Source organism: Methylobacterium sp. SyP6R, assembly GCF_019216885.1.
Classification (GTDB): Bacteria; Pseudomonadota; Alphaproteobacteria; order Rhizobiales; family Beijerinckiaceae; genus Methylobacterium.
Window position 1 is genome coordinate 1,325,596 of the sequence record NZ_JAAQRC020000001.1, and the last position, 18,604, is coordinate 1,344,199.

Here is an 18,604-nt window from a genome sequence, read left to right on the forward strand (position 1 = left end):
CATGCCGCTCCTCGACATCCAGAACCTCTCCGTCGCATTCCCGTCCGCCGGCGGGACCTTGCGCGCCGTCGACGGCGTCAGCCTGACCCTCGAGGAGGGGGAGGTGCTCGGCGTCGTCGGCGAATCGGGCTCCGGCAAGAGCGTGACCATGATGGCGCTGATGGGCCTCGTCGCCTATCCGGGCCGGGTCTCCGCCGACCGCCTCGCCTTTGCCGGCCGCGACCTGATGGGGATGCCGGCCCGCGAGCGCCGCCGCCTCACCGGCCGCGACGTGGCGATGATCTTCCAGGAGCCGACCACCAGCCTCAATCCCTGCTTCACGATCGGCTTCCAGATCACCGAGTCCTTGCGCCAGCATCTCGGCCTCGACCGCAGGTCAGCCAAGCGCCGGGCGATCGAGTTGCTGGAGCAGGTCGGCATCCCGGCGGCCGAGAGCCGGCTCTCGGCCTATCCGCACCAGCTGTCGGGGGGCATGAACCAGCGGGTGATGATCGCCATGGCGATCGCCTGCAATCCGAAGCTCCTCATCGCCGACGAGCCGACCACGGCGCTCGACGTCACCATCCAGGCCCAGATCCTCGACCTGCTGCTCTCGCTCCAGCGCGAGCGCGGCATGGCACTGGTGCTCATCACCCACAACATGGGCGTGGTCGCCGAGACCGCCGACCGGATGATGGTGATGTATGCCGGCCAGGTGATGGAGGAGCAGCGCGCCGAGGCCCTGTTCGCGAGCCCCCAGCATCCCTACACGGCGGCCCTGCTGGCGGCGCTCCCGGAGCGCAGCGAGGGCGGACGGCTCGCCACCATCCCGGGCGTGGTGCCGGGGCTCTACGACCGGCCACGCGGCTGCCTGTTCGCGCCGCGCTGCACCTACGCCACCGACCATTCCCGCGAGCAGCGGCCGGCCCTGCGCCCCTGGCAGGACGGTTTCGTGCGCTGCCACTATCCCTTGGGCGATCCCTCGCGCGACGCCCGCATCCGCCAGGACCACCCCGTCGGCGCGAGCGTGGAGGCGACCTCGTGAGCGCCCCCGTCGTCGTCGCCGACAACCTCCGCCAGACCTACGAGATCCGCCGCGGCCTGTTTCGCGCGCCCGCCCGGCTCCAGGCGGTCGGTGGCATCTCGTTTTCGATCGAGCCCGGCCGGACGCTGGCGGTGGTCGGCGAATCCGGCTGCGGCAAGTCGACCCTCGCCCGCATGGTGACGCTGATCGAGCCGCCGACCGACGGCGACCTCATCCTCGACGGGATCGACGCCGTCGATACGCCGGCGGCCGAGCGCCGCCGCCTGCGCCGCACCGTGCAACTGGTGTTCCAGAACCCCTACGGCTCGCTCAACCCGCGCAAACGCATCGGGGCGATCCTGGAGCAGCCGCTCGCGATCAATACCGGTCTGTCTGGCGCGGAGCGCCGCGAGCGGGTGCGGGCGATGATGGCCAAGGTGGGCCTGCGCCCCGAGCACGACGCGCGCTATCCGCACATGTTCTCCGGCGGCCAGCGCCAGCGCGTCGCCATCGCCCGCGCCTTGATGCTGTCGCCCAAGCTCGTCGTCGCCGACGAGCCGGTCTCGGCCCTCGACGTGTCGATCCAGGCCCAGGTGCTGAACCTGCTGGCCGACCTCCAGGCGGAACTGGGGCTGGCCTACCTGTTCATCTCGCACGACCTCGGCGTGGTGCGCCACATCGCCCACGACGTGCTGGTGATGTATCTCGGGCTCGCCATGGAGCAGGGTCCGAAGGACGCGATCTTCGCCAATCCGCTCCACCCCTACACCCGGGCCCTGATGGCGGCGACGCCGGGCGTCGGGCCCCGCACCCGCGAGCGGATCGTGCTGCGGGGCGAATTGCCCTCGCCGCTGAACCCGCCGCAGGGCTGCGTATTCTCGACCCGCTGCCCCCACGCCACCGCCCGCTGCCGGGAGGAGCGCCCGCAGCCGCGGCCCTTGGCGGACCGGGCGGTGGCCTGCCACTATGCCGAGGATTTCCTGGAGGGAGCCCCGGCAGACGGACGCGCGCTCGCGGGCTGAGGGGGCCACCGCATCACGGTCAATTCAACACCCGGGGGCTTCGCTGCGCCGCCGCATGCCCTACCATCACGGAGAGAGCGGGAGCCCGGCGACCTGATCCGTGAGTGAGCCCATCGCGGCGGCCGAACCGCCGCCTCTGTCCCAGCCGAAGGCCTCGGGCTTCGCCCGAACGAGCCTCGCCCGCATGCTCGCCTTCCGCACCAGCCTGCGGGTCGCGCGCCTGCGCCACTGGCTCGCCGGACGACTGCCGCCCCGGGCCCGCGGGCGGCTGGCCGGGAACGTGCGGGCGGCCGAACTCGCCGGCCTCGCCTTCGCGTTCCGGGCCCGCGCCGTCGCGATCGTGGTGGTGTCGCTCTGGCTCCTCATCCTCGTGCCCTGGCCGCGCGACCTCTACTACCTCGCCGTCGCCGGCCTGTTCTTCCTCCTCGGCTACGTGCCCTACCGGCTGCGGCACCACCGATGGGCCGGGCCGATCAAGCTCGCCTTCACGGTGCTCGACATCGCGCTGATGACCACGGCGATCATCATGCCGCCGCCGGCCGGGCTCGGGGTCGACTGGCCGATCCAGACCCGCCTGCGCACCCCGGAATTCCTCTACGTGCTGCTGCTGCTGGGCGAGGCGGCGCTGACCTACTGGCCGGTCGCGGTGCTGTGGACCGGCACCTGGATCGTGGCGATCTGGTCCTTCGGCGTCTGGCTGGTCTATGGCCGCGCCGACACCGTGCGCTTCGCCGACACCGTCCATGACGGGCGCTTGAGCGCCGAGGCGGCGTTGCGGGTCTTCCTCGACCCGGCCTATGTCGGCCTGACCCCGCTCTGGACGCAAGCCATCGTCACCGGCCTGTTCACGCTGCTGCTCGCCATCGCGGTGTGGCGGGGACGCGGCACGATGCTGGCGCAGGTGCGCGCCGAGGTGGTGCGGGCCGACCTCGCCCGCTACGTCTCGCCCGACGTCGCCGACGCCCTGGCGGCCCGGGCCCATGCGGGCTTCGGCGCGCCGCAGACCCGGGTGGTGGCGGTTCTGTTCGCCGACGTGGTCGGCTTCACCGGCATGAGCGAGGAGCTGGAGCCGGAGCGCGCCTTCGCGCTCCTGCGCGGCTTTCGCGAGCGCAGCTGCAAGGTGGTCTTCCGCCACGCCGGCACCCTCGACAAGTTCCTCGGCGACGGCTTCATGGCGACCTTCGGCGGCCTCGACGGGCGCGGCGACGGCGCCGCCCGGGCGATCGCCTGCGCCCTCGACCTCCAGCGCGAGATCGACGCCTGGACCGCCAAGCGCGAGGCCCGCGGGGCGGCGCCGATCCGGGTCGCGGTCGGCGTCCATTGCGGCCCGGTGGTGATCGGCAATATCGGCGCCGACCAGCGGGTGGAGTTCACGGTGATCGGCGACGTCGTCAACGTCGCGAGCCGCCTCCAGGCCGCCACCCGCGAGGTCGGCGGCCGCATCCTCGCCTCGGAATGCTGCCTGGCGGCCGCCGGCCCGGAGGCGGCGGGCCGCTTCACCCGCTCGCTTCCGCTCACCCTGCGCGGCCGCACCCAGCCGATCGTGGTGCATGTGGCGGAGTAGGGCCTGAGATCGGCTTGTGCGGAGGAGGGGTCAGCCGCGCTGCAGAACCTCGATGCGCACGCCGTCCGGCCCCTCGAAGAAGGCGATCCGCAGGCCAGGCTTCACGTCGGTGATGCCCGAGACCAGGGGGATGCCGCGGGCGGCGAGGTCCGCCACCGTGGCCTCGATGTCCTCGACCCGCAGGCCGATATGCTCGATGCCGCGATGCGGCGGCACCGCGGCCGGCCCGGTGCCCTCGGGCGCCTGCTCGATGAACATCCGCATCCCGCCGAGATCGAGGATGATCCGGCTCGGATTCTCGCCGCCCTCGCGCCCGATCTCCCGCGCGCCCAGCACCTCGCCGTAGAACCGCGCCGCCGCCACCGCGTCCCGGCTGCGCAGGTGGAGATGGTCGTACACGTAGCCCATGCGGGTCTCCTTCCGGCGCGTCCCGTCGCGCCGCTCGTCCCGGCCGCACGGTACGTCGCCCGGGCACCGCGCGATAGGCGACCCGGCCGCGGTTGACGCAATCCCGCGCCGCGCCCTACAGAAGGGAACCCGGGCCATGGCGCCCGCGGCCGGTTCGCAAGCGCCTGCGGCCGGTTCGGAAGGGTGGCCGAGTGGTTTAAGGCAGCGGTCTTGAAAACCGCCGTGGGGGCAACCCCACCGTGGGTTCGAATCCCACCCCTTCCGCCAGCAGTTTCTCTAAGAACTTGAGAAACAAGGCTTATTTTAAACGCTGTACCGCCGGCCCCAACTCAGGCCCCAACAGCTTGAGTGGATATCAGCGGACGTCCGCGGACCCACCCGGTCGAACCGAGGCCCGATGTGAAGCTCGTCTCCCGCCCGCGCCGGTCGCTGATGCCACGCTCAAATTCGCTCCTGCAGCAGGACATCGACTTGCGCCACGGCAACCGCGAGCGCCCGATCGCTGAGTGTCCGGGTGATATCGCGTAAGCGAAGCTCAAGTTCGAGCCGCCTGGGGGAGTGCTGGACCCCTGGCGCCCCAACGCCTTCGAGCAGCTCACTGGCCGGAATGCCGAGTGCCTGCCCCAACTCTACGAGAGTCTCGATGCTCGGCAGCTGCAAGCCGCGCTCGATGTTCGAAATGCTCTCTGGCGTCCGCCCGATCTGGGCACCAAGCTCCTCCTGAGTGAGCTTCTGCCGCTGGCGGGCGATGCGCACTTTCAGCCCAACGCTTTTCTTCAAATCGACCGTCATGCCCGAACGCTGGCTTCGTCAGACAGGCTTGACCATGAAGGCGGCTTTGACTCTTATGCCGCGAACGAAGTGCGGTTCGTTTGTAGCGCACAGATACGAAGTTGGCGTACGCGCAGATGCGGGTCTGTGTTCACCGTGGGACCAAGGAGATCGGGGGCTCCTGCGTTGAGCTCGCACATGACGGAGCCCGGCTCCTCCTCGACCTCGGCCTACCCCTCGACGGCACGCCGGACGACGCGACCTGTCACCCACCGGTCGAAGGACTCGACGGCAGCGGCGACCTCCTCGCGCTCATTCTCAGCCACGGCCACCGCGACCATGTTGGGCTGAGCCACCTCACAGGGCCCGACCTGCCGGTGGCGCTCGGTGCGGTGACGCTCCGCATCCTCCAGGCCGCCGCCACCTTCGTGCCCGATACCTGGGTACCGCCGAACACGGTGACTTTCGGCGACGGCCAGTCCCTCACCTTCGGCCCGTTCACCGTCACGCCGATCCTCGTCGACCATTCCGCCTTCGATGCCTACGCGCTCCTCGTGGAAGCCGGCGGGCAGCGGCTGCTCTATTCCGGCGACCTGCGCGCGCACGGACGCAAGGGCGCCCTCTTCGAGCGTCTGGTCCGCAGCCCGCCGCGCGCCATCGACGCCCTCCTCATGGAAGGATCGAGCCTCGGCCGCCTCGACGCTGAGCGGATTTTCCCGACCGAGAGCGAGATCGAGGACCGCTTCGTCGCGCGGTTCCGCGAGATGTCAGGCCTGGCCCTCGTCGCGGCCTCCGCCCAGAACATCGACCGCGTCGTCTCGCTCTACCGCGCCTGCAAGCGCGCCGACCGCACGCTGATCCTCGACCTCTACGCTGCCGAGATCCTGGCCGCGACCGGCCACCCGAGCATCCCGCAATCCGACTGGCCGAACGTCGCAGTCTTCGTCCCGCACCACCAGCGCGTGCGCATCAAGCGCACCGGCCGCTTCGACCTGCTCACGCGGCACGGCCACCAGCGGATCTACGCGGAGCACCTCGCGGCGCTCGCGCCCCGGGCGGCCCTGCTGTTCCGGCACTCCCTGTTGCCGGACCTCGACCGGGCAGGCTGCCTCGCAGGCGCCGAGGCGATCTGGTCCCAGTGGGACGGCTACCTCCAGCAGCCGCGCGGGCAGGCTCTCGCCGCCGACCTCGCCGCCCGCGACATCCCGCTGACCCAAGCCCACACCTCGGGCCATGCCAGCATCCGGGACCTTAAGCGTCTGGTGGCGGCGATCGCGCCCCGGCGGCTCGTGCCGATTCACACCTTCGAGCCGCAGCGCTTCCCAGCGCTGTTCGGCGCCAGCGTCGACATCAAGGAGGACGGACAGTGGTGGGACACGACGGCATGAGCGAGACAACACCCTATCGGGCCCTGGGCGAGCCCTTCCTCGCGGCGCTCGAAGCCCTCGCGACCGCGCCGCATGGCGGCTGGTGGGCCGACGTCCTCGCCGACCCGGACCTGCTGCTGGCGGTGCGCGACCGCTCGCTCAACGTCTATTACCGTGGCGCGTCGCTGTTCCGAATCACGCCGGCCGGCGGCGGTGTCGCGGCCGAAACGCACGTGAAGTACCTCGTGCGCCAGCGTCAAGCGCTGACCCGGCTCGGCCAGGACGGGGGCTTCGCGCTCGACCCAGGCACGGCGGTGTGGACGCGCTACGAGGGGCCCGGCACGCTGGCCGAGATGAAGCGGGCCGCCGCCGCACTCTCCGGCCTGGAGAAGGCGGGCATGCACGCACTGGTGAAGGCCAGCCCGAACGTCGTCGATGTCGAGATCGCGCTCACCAGCGCACCAGTAGAGGCTGCGCCCATCGAGCGGGAGGGCGTGGAAGCAGATGCTATGCTCCTGACGCCGGACACAGAAGCCGCGGCCACTCCAACTCCGGCTCAGACCCGCCAGGATCGGCTCGACGCCGCGAGCCTGGAGGAACGGGGCGCGGCCGACGAGGCATGGCTCGTGTTCCACGAGGCTAAGCTGGCTGCGAACCCGAGCCTTCGTTCGAGGACCACCCCGGCGATCGTCACGCAAGTCGCACGCTACCGCGCGACGCTGACTGAGCAGGCGGAACGGCTGGCGAAAAGCTACCCAGCCCTCTGCCATGACCTCGTCCGCCTCGATGCACTGCGCGGGGCAGTGCGTGCCACCCGCGGCCTCGCCGCCTTGCCTCCCCTCGATCCGCTGGTGGGCGAGGTCGCCCGCGGCACGCGCCGGCTCCGGGTCGACACTGAGCCGCGTATCGTGGTGTTTGGCTTCGATGCCGACCAGCGTGACGGCGCGCTGCAGGCGGTGATCGACGATCTGCGCGGCCAGCACAGGCTACAGGTCTATCCGGTCGGCCGGCCCGGCGGGCGCACGACGGCTGCCTTCCGCCGCCCCGCCGACGCGGCCTGACGGCACCCACCCAGGTAGGGTGCGACCGCCGGCCGCGGCAGGAATTTGCGTCCGGCGGTAAATTCCGAGGGGGGTCAACGGGAATACATATCGTCGGCTCTGCCGGAGCCTCCGCGAGATCCCTTCGCCATGTTCAGCCCGATCCCGTCACCCGCCCTGAGCGCGCCGCACGCCGCACCCCCGTGCGCAAACTTGCGCGCGCCCGGCCGCGCTGCGGCTTGGCAGGGATATCTCGTTCGCCTCAATTGCCGGCAGCTAGGCTATCCAAGCCTCGTGATGTCCGCCAACCAGACCTTTGGCGCCTTCGACTCCCTCCGGCGGCTGTTCTCAGCAGACATTTCGGGACTTCGGACCATGCACATCGTCCGCGCTAGCATCACGACGGTCCTCTTCGTGACGGCACTCAGCATCTCCCCCGCTGCCGCCAACGCCAAGCCAACGACGCCCCTAGCAGCCTACGCAGGCACCTGGGCCCCCAGCGCGGAGCAGTGCAAGATCGACCCCACGACGACGCTGAACCAGCGCCTGGCAATCACCGCCGACGGGCTGAGTGACGGCCGCGCGCCCGACGTCGACTGCACGGTCGAGAAGATCAAGACCCACCCGGACGGGCTGAACGTCGGGCTCATCTGCCAGATCGGCCAAGAATCGCCGTTCAACTTCCGCACCGACTACACGATCCTGCGCAAGAGCCCGCGCACGATCGCGATTACGAACAGCTTCGTCGACCGCAAGCCGGAGACCCTGGACTACGTCCGCTGCGCGAAAGCCGTTCTACCGAATCCGAGCGCCCGAGCGCCGACCGGCGCGCCCGCCTCGAGCCAGTACACGCTGCCGCCACTGGCCGGCGGCGAGTACTACGAGGGTCAACCCTACCGAGCGGACTACGACGAGCGCCGCGCGGAACTCCTGGGCGCGAAGGCGAAGCCCCTCGCGCGCCGCACGCACGAAGTCTGCACTCAGCCCTTCTGCCGCAAGTACCCCGAGATCCGCGCCTGCTACGACAACGGCGCCTACTGCGTCGGCCGCTGGGAGCGCGCGGACAGCGCGACGGTCGACTATGTCGTCAAGCCGGACACGCTCGAGGTTCTGAACATCGTCTGCCGCGACACCTGCGGCGTCGACGAGATCCAGCGGCCTGCGCGCTAACGACCCGATAGCTGGAGAAGCTAGGCCATGCAACTCGCGGGTGGATGCCAACCGGAGCACTCTGACAGCGTAGGGGCCACCTCACCGAGCGTCGGCATCTTCTGGGGCGTGCCGGACGGCGGACGCACCGTGCTGGTCACCGACCGCACTACCATGACCGAGGCGGAAGTCTACGGCGACTGCCTCACCCACCCGCGTGGGCACCACGAGGTCTGGGAAGCGTGGCGTAAGCTCGGAGCCACGGCGCTGCGCCGCCGTGGCCTGCCGCCGGCCATCGTGAATCACGAGTACGAGGCGTTCCCGCGCGGGCGGGTGGTCTACATGCGCGAACCGGCGCTTTTCACCCTCTACGCCGACCGGCACCTGCAACGGCCGGAGACGGTCACCAACATCCTCCGGCTTTTCGGCCTCACCGGCGAGCGGCACACGGTGCGCTCAGACGCGCACTACCGCACTCGGGACGGAGGGCAATTCACATGACCGGCAGCTCGGCAGACATCGAGGCGCTACTGGTCGACGTCAATGATCTGAGTAACCCGACGCCCGGCATGCTGCCGGCGATCTTCCGCGACATTATCGGGCGGCTCGACGCGGCTGGTCTTGGCTACGCCGTGGTCGGCCGCATCGCCCTGGCGCTTCATGAGCAGGCCCGCTCCGTACGCGAGATTGAGATCGTCGTAGCTCTCGACGCAGACGAGCACGAACGCATCGCGGTCCTCACACGAGCGACCCAGGAACGATTCGCGGCACACCTGGACCCGCGGCAGTGCGAGCACCCCATCGTCCTGACGCTGAGGCCCAGCACCTGTACAGTCGAGGCACAGTTGCTGTCTAAGGCGATCGCCCGCCAATGGTTCGGCGTCGAGGCACGACTAGCGAGCGCGGAGCACCTGCTTTGGCTATGGTGCCACACCGAGGGTCCTGACCATGCCATGAACGCCAGTGCGCTCATCGTGGGCGGCACGGTCGACCTCTACTGCGTACGGGGTCTGCTGCGCACGACAGACGACGTTGAGGAAGGCGGTCAGCGACGACTGCGGCTAGCAATCGGCGACGCGGTCTTATCGGCGACGTCCTCGTTCAACAGGTTCATGACAGAGCGGCGGACCCGGCTCGACCCGAACCGCGTACCGATCTGGCAGCTACAACGAGCGAAGGCCGCGGACAGCGGCGAGCGCTGAGCGTCCAGCCGTCCGACATGCCAGCTTTACTAGACGTCGCCTGCCAAACATAGCAGGGGACAGCGCCGGTTCTTCATTTACGCGAAAGAAAGGGTCTGATACCCGTTCGTGCTGCAAGAACGGGTATCAGACCCGATCTGAGGAGATGGTCCCTGCGCTCGGTTCCCACGCCCGTCGCCTGCCAGCTTACCGAACTCTCGACCGACAAGCTTCGCGAGTGGACGAGCCGCCGTGCGCTGGTTCCGGCGGACATCCGACCCAAGGGCAAGGGCTCTCCTGCCCAGTTCACCTGGCAGACGATCCTCGTTCTCAGGATCGCAGTTCTGCTGCGCGATCAGTTCAGCTTGGAGCTCCAGGCTCACAAGGCGTCGCTGGACAAACTACGCAAGGCGCTCCGGTCGAAGTCCTTCATCGCACTTTGGGGTCAGCGGCTCGCCCTTCAGGGTAGCCGAGACTGGGTATTCCTTAATGAAGCCGAAGCGGTGCTCGAAGCGGATGCGCTCGTCATCCACCTAAACCCACACCTGCGGGTGCTGCGGGACGGGTTCGCTCTACCTGACGCCGAAGCATCGAAGGGACAGTTGGACCTCTTCTCTCTGCCGGCGATCCACGATCGAACGGCAGCAACGGCTTCGTTCAGCGCCAGGGCGCAGCCAAGACGCCGGCGCACCGCATGACCGCGTTCGCCCCCCGCTTCAGGTTGCGAGCCGAACCATCATCAGGCATTGATGTTTCAGTTTTGTTCTTATTCCGACCAGCATGGAAGGTGTGGCTGTGATCCCCGTAGCGGTGCAGGGATGGCTTGAGCGACTCGGCTACACGGCCGAGCCGGGCCTGCTGCATGTCCGCGGCGAAGGGGTCCCGGAAACGCACCCTTATGCACTCGAAATCAAAGCCCTGCTGAAGCCGGACGGAGCCGTTCGGGCTCAGGCGGTGTTTGACGTAGAGGGCGTGCCCACCGTCGTCTTCATTGAAGAGGATGGACGGCTTCTTGGTCCCAGAGGACTGGACGATGCCCGCAAACGCATCTGGAACCAGAACCTAGCGACCGTGGTCATCGAGGTGCGCGGCGACGAAGCGCTCGCACTTCCAGCTCGCAAGCTGAAGAAGGCCGGCGAACGGCTTCGGTTGAGCGACGCGCGCCCAGATGGCCCCTTCTCTGCCCAGGACGTCGCCACTGCGAACCTGTCGCGCCGCGAGCCGAAGTGGTTCGAGGTCCAGGCGCGCGTCGACCGCAAGCTCCTGTTCAACCTGTCCACGGCCGTCAAGAACCTGACTGCCGAAGGCCTCGACCGCGCGCCTGAGAAGGACCGCCGCCGCCTCGCCGAGCTCCTGATGGGGCAGGTGCTGTTCGTATCTTACCTCGAGCATCGAGAGATTGTCGGCCCGACCTATCGGGAGCGGCGCTCGGTAGCACAGCTCCACGAGCTCGTCGCCTCAAGCGACCGAGGCGGTGTCCGGACGCTCATCGACCGGCTGCGTGCGGACTTCAACGGCGATTTCCTTGGCGACGATCGCCACGATCCCTGGGCGGCCCTCTCGGCGGACGGCTTCGACATCCTGAACCAGTTCCTCCGCCGCACCGATATGGAGACCGGGCAAGGCGACTTCTGGAACTACGATTTCAGCTACATCCCGGTCGAGCTGCTCTCTGGCCTTTACGAGAAGTTCTTGACGCCTGAGCAACAGGCCAAGGAAGGCGCCTACTACACGCCTCGCAATCTCGCGATGCTCGCGGTCGGTCAGGCCTTCCTCACCTCCGATAACCCGCTCGAAGAAACTATCTTCGACGGCGCGTGCGGCTCGGGGATCCTGCTCACCACCGCCTATCGGCGATTGATCGCGCTTACGGAGGCCCATAAGGGGCGCCCGCTCAGCTTCACTGAGCGCGGCAAGTTGCTAAAGCTTCGCATCTTCGGCGGCGACATCAACTTCATGGCCTGCCGTGTCACCGCGTTCAGCCTCTACCTGTCGTTGCTCGAAGGCCTCGATCCCGCCGACATCCTGGAGGCGCAGGAGCGGGAGGGCGCGAAGCTCCCGCCACTCCAGAACAGCAATCTTGCGCACGGCCACGAGCATGGCGACTTCTTCCGCCAAAGCCATCGCTTCGCGGACAAGCGCTTTTCGCTCATTATCTCCAATCCGCCCTGGGCGGAGCCGGAGGGCCAGTCGGAGATCACTGCGGATACCTGGGCCAAGGACGCCGGCGCCCCGTTCGTCCGCCGCCAGATCGCCGGCGCATATGCGCTTCGAGCGCTCGATTTCCTTGAGGAGGACGGCCGAACTTGCCTCATTCTTCCCATCGGGCAGTTCCTTGGCGGCTCCAGTGCGAGCTTCGTCTCGCACCTTCTGGAGCGGGTTCAACCTCTTCGGCTGATCAACTTTGGCGATCTTCAGGGCCTTATCTTCCCCACGGCGGAGAACACATGCCATGTGTTCGTCGGCAAACGTCGCGAGCGGGTGTTGCCGCGGCAGATCCCGTTCCGCGAGACCTTTGATTACCTCGTACCGAAGGCCGATCTGAGCCTCGCGCTCGGCCGCCTCACGATGCAGTCGGCTGACCGGCATATCCTGCAGACACGGTCGGTCGCCGAAGACCCGCAGCTCCTCGTCACCAATATGTGGGGCGACGCCAGCGATCTCGCAATCTGGACGCGCCTGTCGCTTCGCGGGACCTTCGCCGACTTCTGGAAAGGTCAACGCGACGAGCGGCGTTGGGTCTATCGCAAAGGCATCCACCTCAAGGACAAAAGCCGCGAGGCGGTCAGCTCAGCCCCGCTTCGTGACCTGCCCTTCGTACCGATCACGGCGTTGAGCGCGGGTTCCCCAGTCCTGCACCCCGATCTCCTGAGGCCGTGGCCATCCAACCACTCGACCGTAGTCGGCCTGAACGAGGCCGTGCTGGCGGTGTTCGATGGCCCGAGAGTTCTCTTCCCGGACGGCTTCTCCAAGGAGGAGCAGAATATCAGGGCCGCCTACTATGACGCCCCCGCCAGCTTCACGCACAGCGTTGGCGTAATCGCGTCAAAGACGAAGGACGACGCGAGGCTCCTTCAGTTCGCCGCCGTCTATCTACGATCCACCCTCGCGCGCTACTTCCTGATGATGCGCGGCTGGAAGATGCTGTGTGAACGTAACGGCGTTCACCTAGCCGATGTCGAAACTTTTCCCTTCTTCCCGCCCGAGAGCGCGCCAAACGTCGAAATGGCGCAAGCTGCCCTCGCGCAGGTTGGCGAGCACCTCGAAGCATTGCGACAGCTGCCGGAACTCGAGCAGGGTCCGCGCTATGGTCAGATCCGGGACGATCTCGACGACGCGGTGTTCGACTATTTCGAGCTGACCGATCCCGAGCGCAAACTAATCCGCGAGACCGTTAAGGTCCTGATGCCCTCAATCCGGCCTCGTAGCTTCAAGAGCCTGGACACGCCGGCACAGCATCTCGCCGATGCAGGCGATTTCAAGATCTACGCTCAAGCCCTGGCCGACTCCCTGACCTCGTGGCGCAATCGCACCAAGGGCCAGGGCCGGTTCCTTGTCGATGTAGTCGCCAGCGACCCAGAGCGCGCAGGACCGTCGGGAATCGTTCGGATCACTTACGATCAGAACATCACGGAAGCGCCCGTCATCAATACTGACGTTAGCGACGAGCTCGTGCTGCAAACTTTAGCGCAGCTGCGGGCCGCAGGGCTACGTGCGATCCCGTCGGGCGACTTCCTGACCTTGGTTCCAGACGCTCATCTGTGGATTGACGGGGCTCTTTACCTTGTGCGGCCGCTCATGCATCGGAGTTGGACGATCCGTCAGGCGATGCGCGATGCCGAGCAGATCGTCCGGAGAGTGCAAGCGCGCGCTTCACGCGAGAAGTCCGAGGTAAGTTCGTGACTTCGGCCGACGACTGGCGCACCGCCTTCCCAATTCAGCCCGCCACCGAGGCCGTCGAGGCGCTCCGCCAAGCCTGGACCGAACTCGCCGCGCGCCCCCTTCGCGACTTCAACCCGAAGACGAAGGAAGACGCGCTTACGAAGCGCTTGAAGGTCTACATCGAGAACTACGTTGCGCCGCGGCGCGGACTCCTAGGGATGTGGGCGGCGGAAGATATCATCGGAGCCGTGGACCCGGCTACGGGCGAGATGATCGAGGAGCGTCGGACCGACATTGCCTATGGTTGGAACGATCAAGACAAGGACATGAAGCTTGTCTTTGAGTTTAAGCGCCTGGGCCGTCAAAAGCGCCACCGCGATCATTACCTGCAGGATCAAGGGTTGGGGCGCTTCGTGACCGGCATCTACAGCCGCCGGCAGTCAGTGGCCGCCATGGTCGGCGTCCTGCTCGATCCCGAGGACGAGGTCGTGCCGCCGATCCGACGGGCGCTCGGGCACACGGCGCTTGCGACGACTCTGAGGCTTCGCAAGACCGCCACCGGAGATCACTTCACGCGGCCTTCGACCTTATTCACGACCGCCGATTTCGACACGGAGCATGAGCGGGATGCAGCGTTTGCGCCGCCGCACGGCACCATTAACGTGTCCCACTTCTTCCTGGCGTTCGGCTACCCCGTCTCCACCGGGAAGCCCAAGAAGCCAAAAGCCTGACAGCTCCGCCCCCACGCCGTCCGTCGGTGTTCAAGGGAGCCGCAGTCCGCGATCAAGCAGAGCTTGCAGTTGATCCTCTGTAATACCAACGGTCGTTGAAAACGACCTTTGATTCCGTTCCCGAATTTTCGTCAAGCCTTTGGCTTGGCATCGAAAATTCGGGATGGTTCAATGGCCCAATGCGTCAGCATCTTGGGCCATTGGTATAAGTGCTCTTCCGAGCACGCGCCACAGCTCCGCGACAGCCGTCGTCACCTCGTCCGGCAGCTCAATCCCACTCACGCTCACTGCTTCTTCTTCGGCCCCATGAACAAAAGGACATGCTCGACGCTGGTCGGGTCGCCAAGATCGTCCAGAGCCGTGTCGCCGAGCTTGCCCTTGCCGCCCGCCAGCGCCCACCTCACACCGGCGTGGTTCGCCGGCAGCATTCGCGCGATCCGCTCCGCCACGCTCGCGTCCCGCTCACGTACAATCCAGATGGCGAGAAGCAACAGCACCCGGCGCTTCTCAATCGTGGACAGGGCCTCGGCGGCTTTGAGAACCTGATCCATCTCGGCGCGCAACGCGACAAGCAGCAGCAGCCGAGAGGCCACCGCCTCGATCCTGGTCGCGAGCAATTGCGGCGTGATCCGGCTCAACGTTTCGGGCAAGACCTGCTCATGACCCGCTAGCAGGGCTCCGGCGGCATTCACGCGAACCGTACGCCGCCCAGGGTTGACGGCGAGGTCGAACAGCTGCCCCTGGAAGCCAGGATCGGCAGCGCGCACGAGCAGGGCGAATATCTCATAGCGGATGTCGGAGTCGCGCGTGTCGATCGCCAGCCGGTAGAGCTCGTTGGCCACCCGGTCTTCCAAAGGCCCGAGCTTCCCCATCGCGCCGATCGCCGCCTGCGCAATGGGGTAGTCGTCCTCCTCGCCCTGGTAGGACGAGCGAGGCGACCAGTCATCCTTCGCCAGAACCAGCAGCGCTGGGAGGTGGTCAGCGTGAGGCTTGAAGTCGAGCAGCTCGACCAGCGCCTTGCGGACAGGGCTGCCCTTGTGGTCGGCGAGGGCCAGCAGAGCCCTAGGCAGCGGCGCTGCCAGCGGCGCCGCCACGGCACTAAGCGATTGCGCAACCACGGCTGCAAACCGGTGCGACAGCCCGGCCTCGATCTCAGCTGTCATGCCGTGCCGGATCGCGGCCTTGATCGCCTCGACGGCGCTGCTCGCCTCGTCCGTATTGGCCAGCAGCCACCGCACATCGTCGGGGACGAACATCGGCAGGTGCTCGTCCAGGGTGATGCGGAACAGTCGCACCTGCTCGGTCGGTGATCCGGCGCGTGCTAAGAACTCGCGGACGCCGTCCGAAAGGGTGGGCACAGCCTTGGTCTCGAGCGCGAATCCGGCGTCGCTGACCTCCTTGAGAAGCGGCGGCAGGAGCGCTACCGCGCGCTCCGCAGCCTCCCCATGCCGGCTGCCGTCGAAGTCCGACCGCTTGCGGCGCATCTCGCCCAGGGTGATCGCAATCTCGACGAGCCGGCCTTCCTGTCCGGTATCGGCGAGTTGCTGGCAGATTGCCGGCAGCCGCTCGACCGCGCGCTCGGCGAGGCACGTCAACGCGGCGAGACGAACCTGCGGCTCGGCATGGCCTTCCAGCACGCGCTCCACCAGCGCAGGCTCGAAGGCGGGGTCCCAGGCCTTGGCCAGGACGTGCCAGAGATCGTCCTCGTCCTCACTCCCGCGGCCGACCGCGAAGGCTCCAGCGATTTCGCCCGTATCCAGCGCCTCATCCTTCGCAAGCTCCCGGAACCAGTAGTAGAGCAGCCGGTCCCGATGCCGATGCTCGGCCAGATGACGCCAGCCGACAGTCGCTCGGACGCGCTGGACATAGGCTTCAAGGAACTCGCCCGCAGTCCAGCCATCCTCATTATCGTTGAGGTGCTCGGCATAGTCATCGCTGTACTCACCGTTGGTGATCGCGAGATTGATTTCGGCGTAGCGTCTGAGGTCGGCGGCGCTGGGCGTGCGTACCACAACCGCAGTGTCGACGATAGCCTCGAACCCGGCGAGGTCACCCAGCGCGCCTTCCGCGATGGCGTCGTAAGTGTGTGTAAAGCCATAGTGCACGGCCGTCGCCGCCGCAGCCAGGAACGCCGGCGTCAGACCGGGCGCGACCCGCTCCGCCTCGGTGACAAAGCGCGCCCGAAAGTCGTTGCGGGCGTGCGGTAGCACATCGCGGATGAAGGTCCCGATAACCGCTTTGACCGCTGGGTCGGCCCGCATCCGGCCGTACCATGCCTCGTCGTGCTCCGGCGGCCCCCAGATGTGCATCCATCCGAAGGTGTGATCCGGCCGGTGAACGAGAAAGCGCGCGATCTCGGAGACGTTGCTGTCCGTCGACCCTGCCGCCGCGGCGAGGCTGAGGTTGTTCTCAAACGCTTTTCCCCCCTTGGCCAGCTCGTATGCCAACCAGGCGTCGATCTTGGCCTGCGCCGCCGCCGAGGGCGTCGGCTTCAGCTCCGGCTTGCGCTCGCCAGCGAGAAGCAGGCGCGCTGAGGCGGCGATACCCCAAGCCTCGCCGGGTCCATCAGGCGACACGAGGATGTCGATCAGGAAGCGCAAGGTCCGCCGAGCGACCAAGCGGTCCCGATCCAGCGCCTGCTCGATGCCGGCTTCGACCCGCGGGTGATAGTAGGTAATCGTGCTCTCGGCCTGACGCAGGTTTCGAGCGGCCACGAAGAACGTCACAAGCGGCGAGACGCCCTTCTCGAACTGGGGTCCGCTCTCGGCGAGCAGCTCCTCGATCTCGCGCAGCAGCCGCAACGAGAGCTTGTCGTTTGCCTTGAGCAGGCCCCACAAGACGGCGGCCGCCCGCACGTCACCGCGCTCCTCGATCTGATCGACAACGGTTCGCTCTATCGAGTCCTGATGCGCCCGCCGGATCGCCTCGGCCACGAGACCCTCCGGATTGCGCCGCTCCTTATCATCCAGGGTCGGCAGCGCATCAAAGAACTTCTGGATCTCCAGCGGCGTTGCGAGCTCCGCCAGCACCGAACCTTCACTCTCCTTCGCGAGCGCCTGCAGCTTGCGCGGCAGCGCATCGATGCGGGTGCGGTACAGGCGTCGGCGCTCCGCCTGGCCGTAATGCTCGGCCTCCAATCCGACCTGCCACGGCTTCACCGTGTCGAGCGCCCCAGCGCTCTGGGCGACGTCAAGCCGCGATGTTGCAACAATCATCCTGCCGGGGCTAGCCCTGGCGAAGAACTGTGCGAGTTGATCGTTCCAGGGCCGACTCTTAGGGTCGAAATCGTAGCGCCCCCACGGGTCCTCAATGTCATAGAGGACGGGCGACTCTGTCACGTCGTCGCGCAATTGGTCAGGGCCTAGCGTGATCGGCACGCGCGCGAGGCCAGGCACCTCCTTGCGCAGCTCGTCATAAAGCTTGCGCGTCGCCATCGTCTTGCCCGTCCCGGATTGCCCGATGATGAGCGCGGCGTGCCGCTCGTCCATCGCGGCGCGCAGTTCGCCCCAATTCGTGGGATGGACATAGTGGTCGAGCTCCGGCGAGCTGGCGATATAGCCGTCATAACGCCGAATGATCTGCTCGACCTGCACGCGCGTCCAGCGCCCTCCGCCCGCGCCGCCGATCCGGACTCGCGCTTGCTCGCGCAGGACCTTGCGGCAGTCATCGAGCTTGGCGTGCGGAACCCGAAAGCTCTCCGTAAGCAGCGTCTTGATATCGGTCGCAAGACGCTCCTCATCCTCGTTGCCGATGATCGCGACCCGGCCCGCCGAGCCCGCAGGCAGGGCGCTCTTGATCGTCGAGGGCATGTCGCCCGGCTTCGGCCAGCTTCCCGCCCGGCGAACGCGCAAACCGCGCGTACCCCCGTTCAGCCCCGCCGAGGTGACCAGCAAGTAACGGGACTTCTCGTTTTTCAGTCGCTCCATGGCGGAAGGTCGAGCATCGCCATGTTCGAGCAGCGCCTTCACTCCGGCAACCGTCCAGGCGTCTCCGCCTCGAAGCTTGGCCTGAACTATGAGGCGGTATCCGTCCAAGGCCGCCGTGCTCGTCAGGCGGCCCGGCTCATTTTCGGCGAGATCGGCTTCGATATCTTCTTCGGACGCAGGCTCCAGCACTAGCTCGTAGGTGAGCCTGCTGGCCAGCACTAGGTCGAGCGCCAGCCAGACTGAAACGTCGATCTGATACTCGTACCCAGCAACTGATTGCCCCCCAGACCCGCTGCGCTCGTCCTCCAACTTTGTCATTATGCTTCACTCGCCTTGCAGATGCCTAAGCTATGTCCGACCTTCGCCGGGCATAGCACAAGCCAGGGTTTGATGAGTCGGGTAGATCGTATCGCCAGGAGGGCCGACCAGACGGCGTGGCGGGAAGGTGACAGGTTCAATTTAGTATCTGCCGCACATGGGTGGCCATTTGTCTGCCACTGCGAAGCGCTTCCCTCACTAGTGTTGCTCCAAGAACTCTTCGATATAAGGACGCGCGCATC

General features: G+C 67.1%; 14 protein-coding genes and 1 tRNA gene. 12 read left to right on the plus strand and 3 right to left on the minus strand.

Annotation, left to right across the window (positions count from 1 at the left end):
• The first annotated feature begins 1 nt into the window (after nucleotide 1).
• From HBB12_RS05955 to HBB12_RS05965, 3 genes are all read left to right on the plus strand, one after another.
• Nucleotides 2–1,024, plus strand: a complete 1,023-nt coding sequence (locus HBB12_RS05955; RefSeq protein WP_236988512.1) for an ABC transporter ATP-binding protein — start codon at nucleotides 2–4, stop codon at nucleotides 1,022–1,024.
• Nucleotides 1,021–2,025: a peptide ABC transporter ATP-binding protein gene (locus tag HBB12_RS05960; protein ID WP_236988513.1), complete on the plus strand. Its 1,005-nt coding sequence runs from the start codon at nucleotides 1,021–1,023 to the stop codon at nucleotides 2,023–2,025. Before HBB12_RS05955 ends, HBB12_RS05960 begins: the two co-directional genes overlap by 4 nt.
• A 100-nt stretch (nucleotides 2,026–2,125) precedes the next feature.
• The gene (locus tag HBB12_RS05965; RefSeq protein WP_236988514.1) at nucleotides 2,126–3,589 is read left to right on the plus strand and encodes an adenylate/guanylate cyclase domain-containing protein; all 1,464 of its coding nucleotides are present in this window, start codon (nucleotides 2,126–2,128) and stop codon (nucleotides 3,587–3,589) included.
• Nucleotides 3,590–3,619: 30 nt separating this feature from the next.
• On the opposite strand, the gene HBB12_RS05970 is transcribed toward HBB12_RS05965, so the two are convergent.
• Nucleotides 3,620–3,997, minus strand: coding sequence for a VOC family protein (locus tag HBB12_RS05970; RefSeq protein WP_236988515.1), 378 nt, complete (start codon nucleotides 3,995–3,997; stop codon nucleotides 3,620–3,622).
• 177 nt (nucleotides 3,998–4,174) lie between these two features.
• On the opposite strand from HBB12_RS05970, the gene HBB12_RS05975 reads away from it, so the two are divergent.
• Nucleotides 4,175–4,264: transfer RNA gene (locus HBB12_RS05975), tRNA-Ser, on the plus strand.
• Between the two features lie 174 nt (nucleotides 4,265–4,438).
• Here HBB12_RS05975 and relB read toward each other — a convergent pair.
• Complete coding sequence (gene relB / locus HBB12_RS05980; protein ID WP_236988516.1) at nucleotides 4,439–4,789, minus strand: type II toxin-antitoxin system RelB family anti-toxin; 351 nt, start codon at nucleotides 4,787–4,789, stop codon at nucleotides 4,439–4,441.
• Nucleotides 4,790–4,905: 116 nt separating this feature from the next.
• On the opposite strand from relB, the gene HBB12_RS05985 reads away from it, so the two are divergent.
• From HBB12_RS05985 to HBB12_RS06020, 8 genes are all read left to right on the plus strand, one after another.
• Nucleotides 4,906–6,156 (plus strand): MBL fold metallo-hydrolase, encoded by a 1,251-nt coding sequence (locus HBB12_RS05985; protein ID WP_236992677.1) that lies wholly within the window; start codon nucleotides 4,906–4,908, stop codon nucleotides 6,154–6,156.
• Complete coding sequence (locus HBB12_RS05990; RefSeq protein ID WP_236988517.1) at nucleotides 6,153–7,196, plus strand: hypothetical protein; 1,044 nt, start codon at nucleotides 6,153–6,155, stop codon at nucleotides 7,194–7,196. Before HBB12_RS05985 ends, HBB12_RS05990 begins: the two co-directional genes overlap by 4 nt.
• Before the next feature lie 276 nt (nucleotides 7,197–7,472).
• Nucleotides 7,473–8,345 (plus strand): hypothetical protein, encoded by an 873-nt coding sequence (locus HBB12_RS05995; RefSeq protein WP_236988518.1) that lies wholly within the window; start codon nucleotides 7,473–7,475, stop codon nucleotides 8,343–8,345.
• Nucleotides 8,346–8,474: 129 nt separating this feature from the next.
• Nucleotides 8,475–8,825: a hypothetical protein gene (locus HBB12_RS06000; RefSeq protein ID WP_236988519.1), complete on the plus strand. Its 351-nt coding sequence runs from the start codon at nucleotides 8,475–8,477 to the stop codon at nucleotides 8,823–8,825.
• The gene (locus tag HBB12_RS06005; RefSeq protein WP_236988520.1) at nucleotides 8,822–9,526 is read left to right on the plus strand and encodes a hypothetical protein; all 705 of its coding nucleotides are present in this window, start codon (nucleotides 8,822–8,824) and stop codon (nucleotides 9,524–9,526) included. The genes HBB12_RS06000 and HBB12_RS06005 overlap by 4 nt, the downstream gene beginning before the upstream one ends.
• Nucleotides 9,527–9,870: 344 nt before the next feature.
• Nucleotides 9,871–10,203: a hypothetical protein gene (locus HBB12_RS06010; protein WP_236988521.1), complete on the plus strand. Its 333-nt coding sequence runs from the start codon at nucleotides 9,871–9,873 to the stop codon at nucleotides 10,201–10,203.
• A 97-nt stretch (nucleotides 10,204–10,300) separates the two neighbouring features.
• Nucleotides 10,301–13,408, plus strand: a complete 3,108-nt coding sequence (locus HBB12_RS06015) for an N-6 DNA methylase (RefSeq protein ID WP_236988522.1) — start codon at nucleotides 10,301–10,303, stop codon at nucleotides 13,406–13,408.
• Nucleotides 13,405–14,118 (plus strand): Fis family transcriptional regulator, encoded by a 714-nt coding sequence (locus tag HBB12_RS06020; RefSeq protein WP_236988523.1) that lies wholly within the window; start codon nucleotides 13,405–13,407, stop codon nucleotides 14,116–14,118. The genes HBB12_RS06015 and HBB12_RS06020 overlap by 4 nt, the downstream gene beginning before the upstream one ends.
• A gap of 284 nt (nucleotides 14,119–14,402) precedes the next feature.
• On the opposite strand, the gene HBB12_RS06025 is transcribed toward HBB12_RS06020, so the two are convergent.
• Nucleotides 14,403–18,362 carry an nSTAND3 domain-containing NTPase gene (locus HBB12_RS06025; protein ID WP_236988524.1) on the minus strand — a complete coding sequence of 1,320 codons (3,960 nt, stop codon included), beginning with the start codon at nucleotides 18,360–18,362 and terminating at the stop codon, nucleotides 14,403–14,405.
• Nucleotides 18,363–18,604 lie beyond the last annotated feature (242 nt).

Excerpts from the sequence above, each read along its gene's own strand:
- HBB12_RS05955 (WP_236988512.1), top strand. The coding sequence starts at position 2 with ATGCCGCTCCTCGACATCCAGAACCTCTCCGTCGCATTCCCGTCCGCC.
- HBB12_RS05970 (WP_236988515.1), bottom strand. The coding sequence starts at position 3,997 with ATGGGCTACGTGTACGACCATCTCCACCTGCGCAGCCGGGACGCGGTG.
- relB (WP_236988516.1), bottom strand. The coding sequence starts at position 4,789 with ATGACGGTCGATTTGAAGAAAAGCGTTGGGCTGAAAGTGCGCATCGCC.
- HBB12_RS05985 (WP_236992677.1), top strand. The coding sequence starts at position 4,906 with ATGCGGGTCTGTGTTCACCGTGGGACCAAGGAGATCGGGGGCTCCTGC.
- HBB12_RS05990 (WP_236988517.1), top strand. The coding sequence starts at position 6,153 with ATGAGCGAGACAACACCCTATCGGGCCCTGGGCGAGCCCTTCCTCGCG.
- HBB12_RS05995 (WP_236988518.1), top strand. The coding sequence starts at position 7,473 with ATGTCCGCCAACCAGACCTTTGGCGCCTTCGACTCCCTCCGGCGGCTG.
- HBB12_RS06005 (WP_236988520.1), top strand. The coding sequence starts at position 8,822 with ATGACCGGCAGCTCGGCAGACATCGAGGCGCTACTGGTCGACGTCAAT.
- HBB12_RS06025 (WP_236988524.1), bottom strand. The coding sequence starts at position 18,362 with ATGACAAAGTTGGAGGACGAGCGCAGCGGGTCTGGGGGGCAATCAGTT.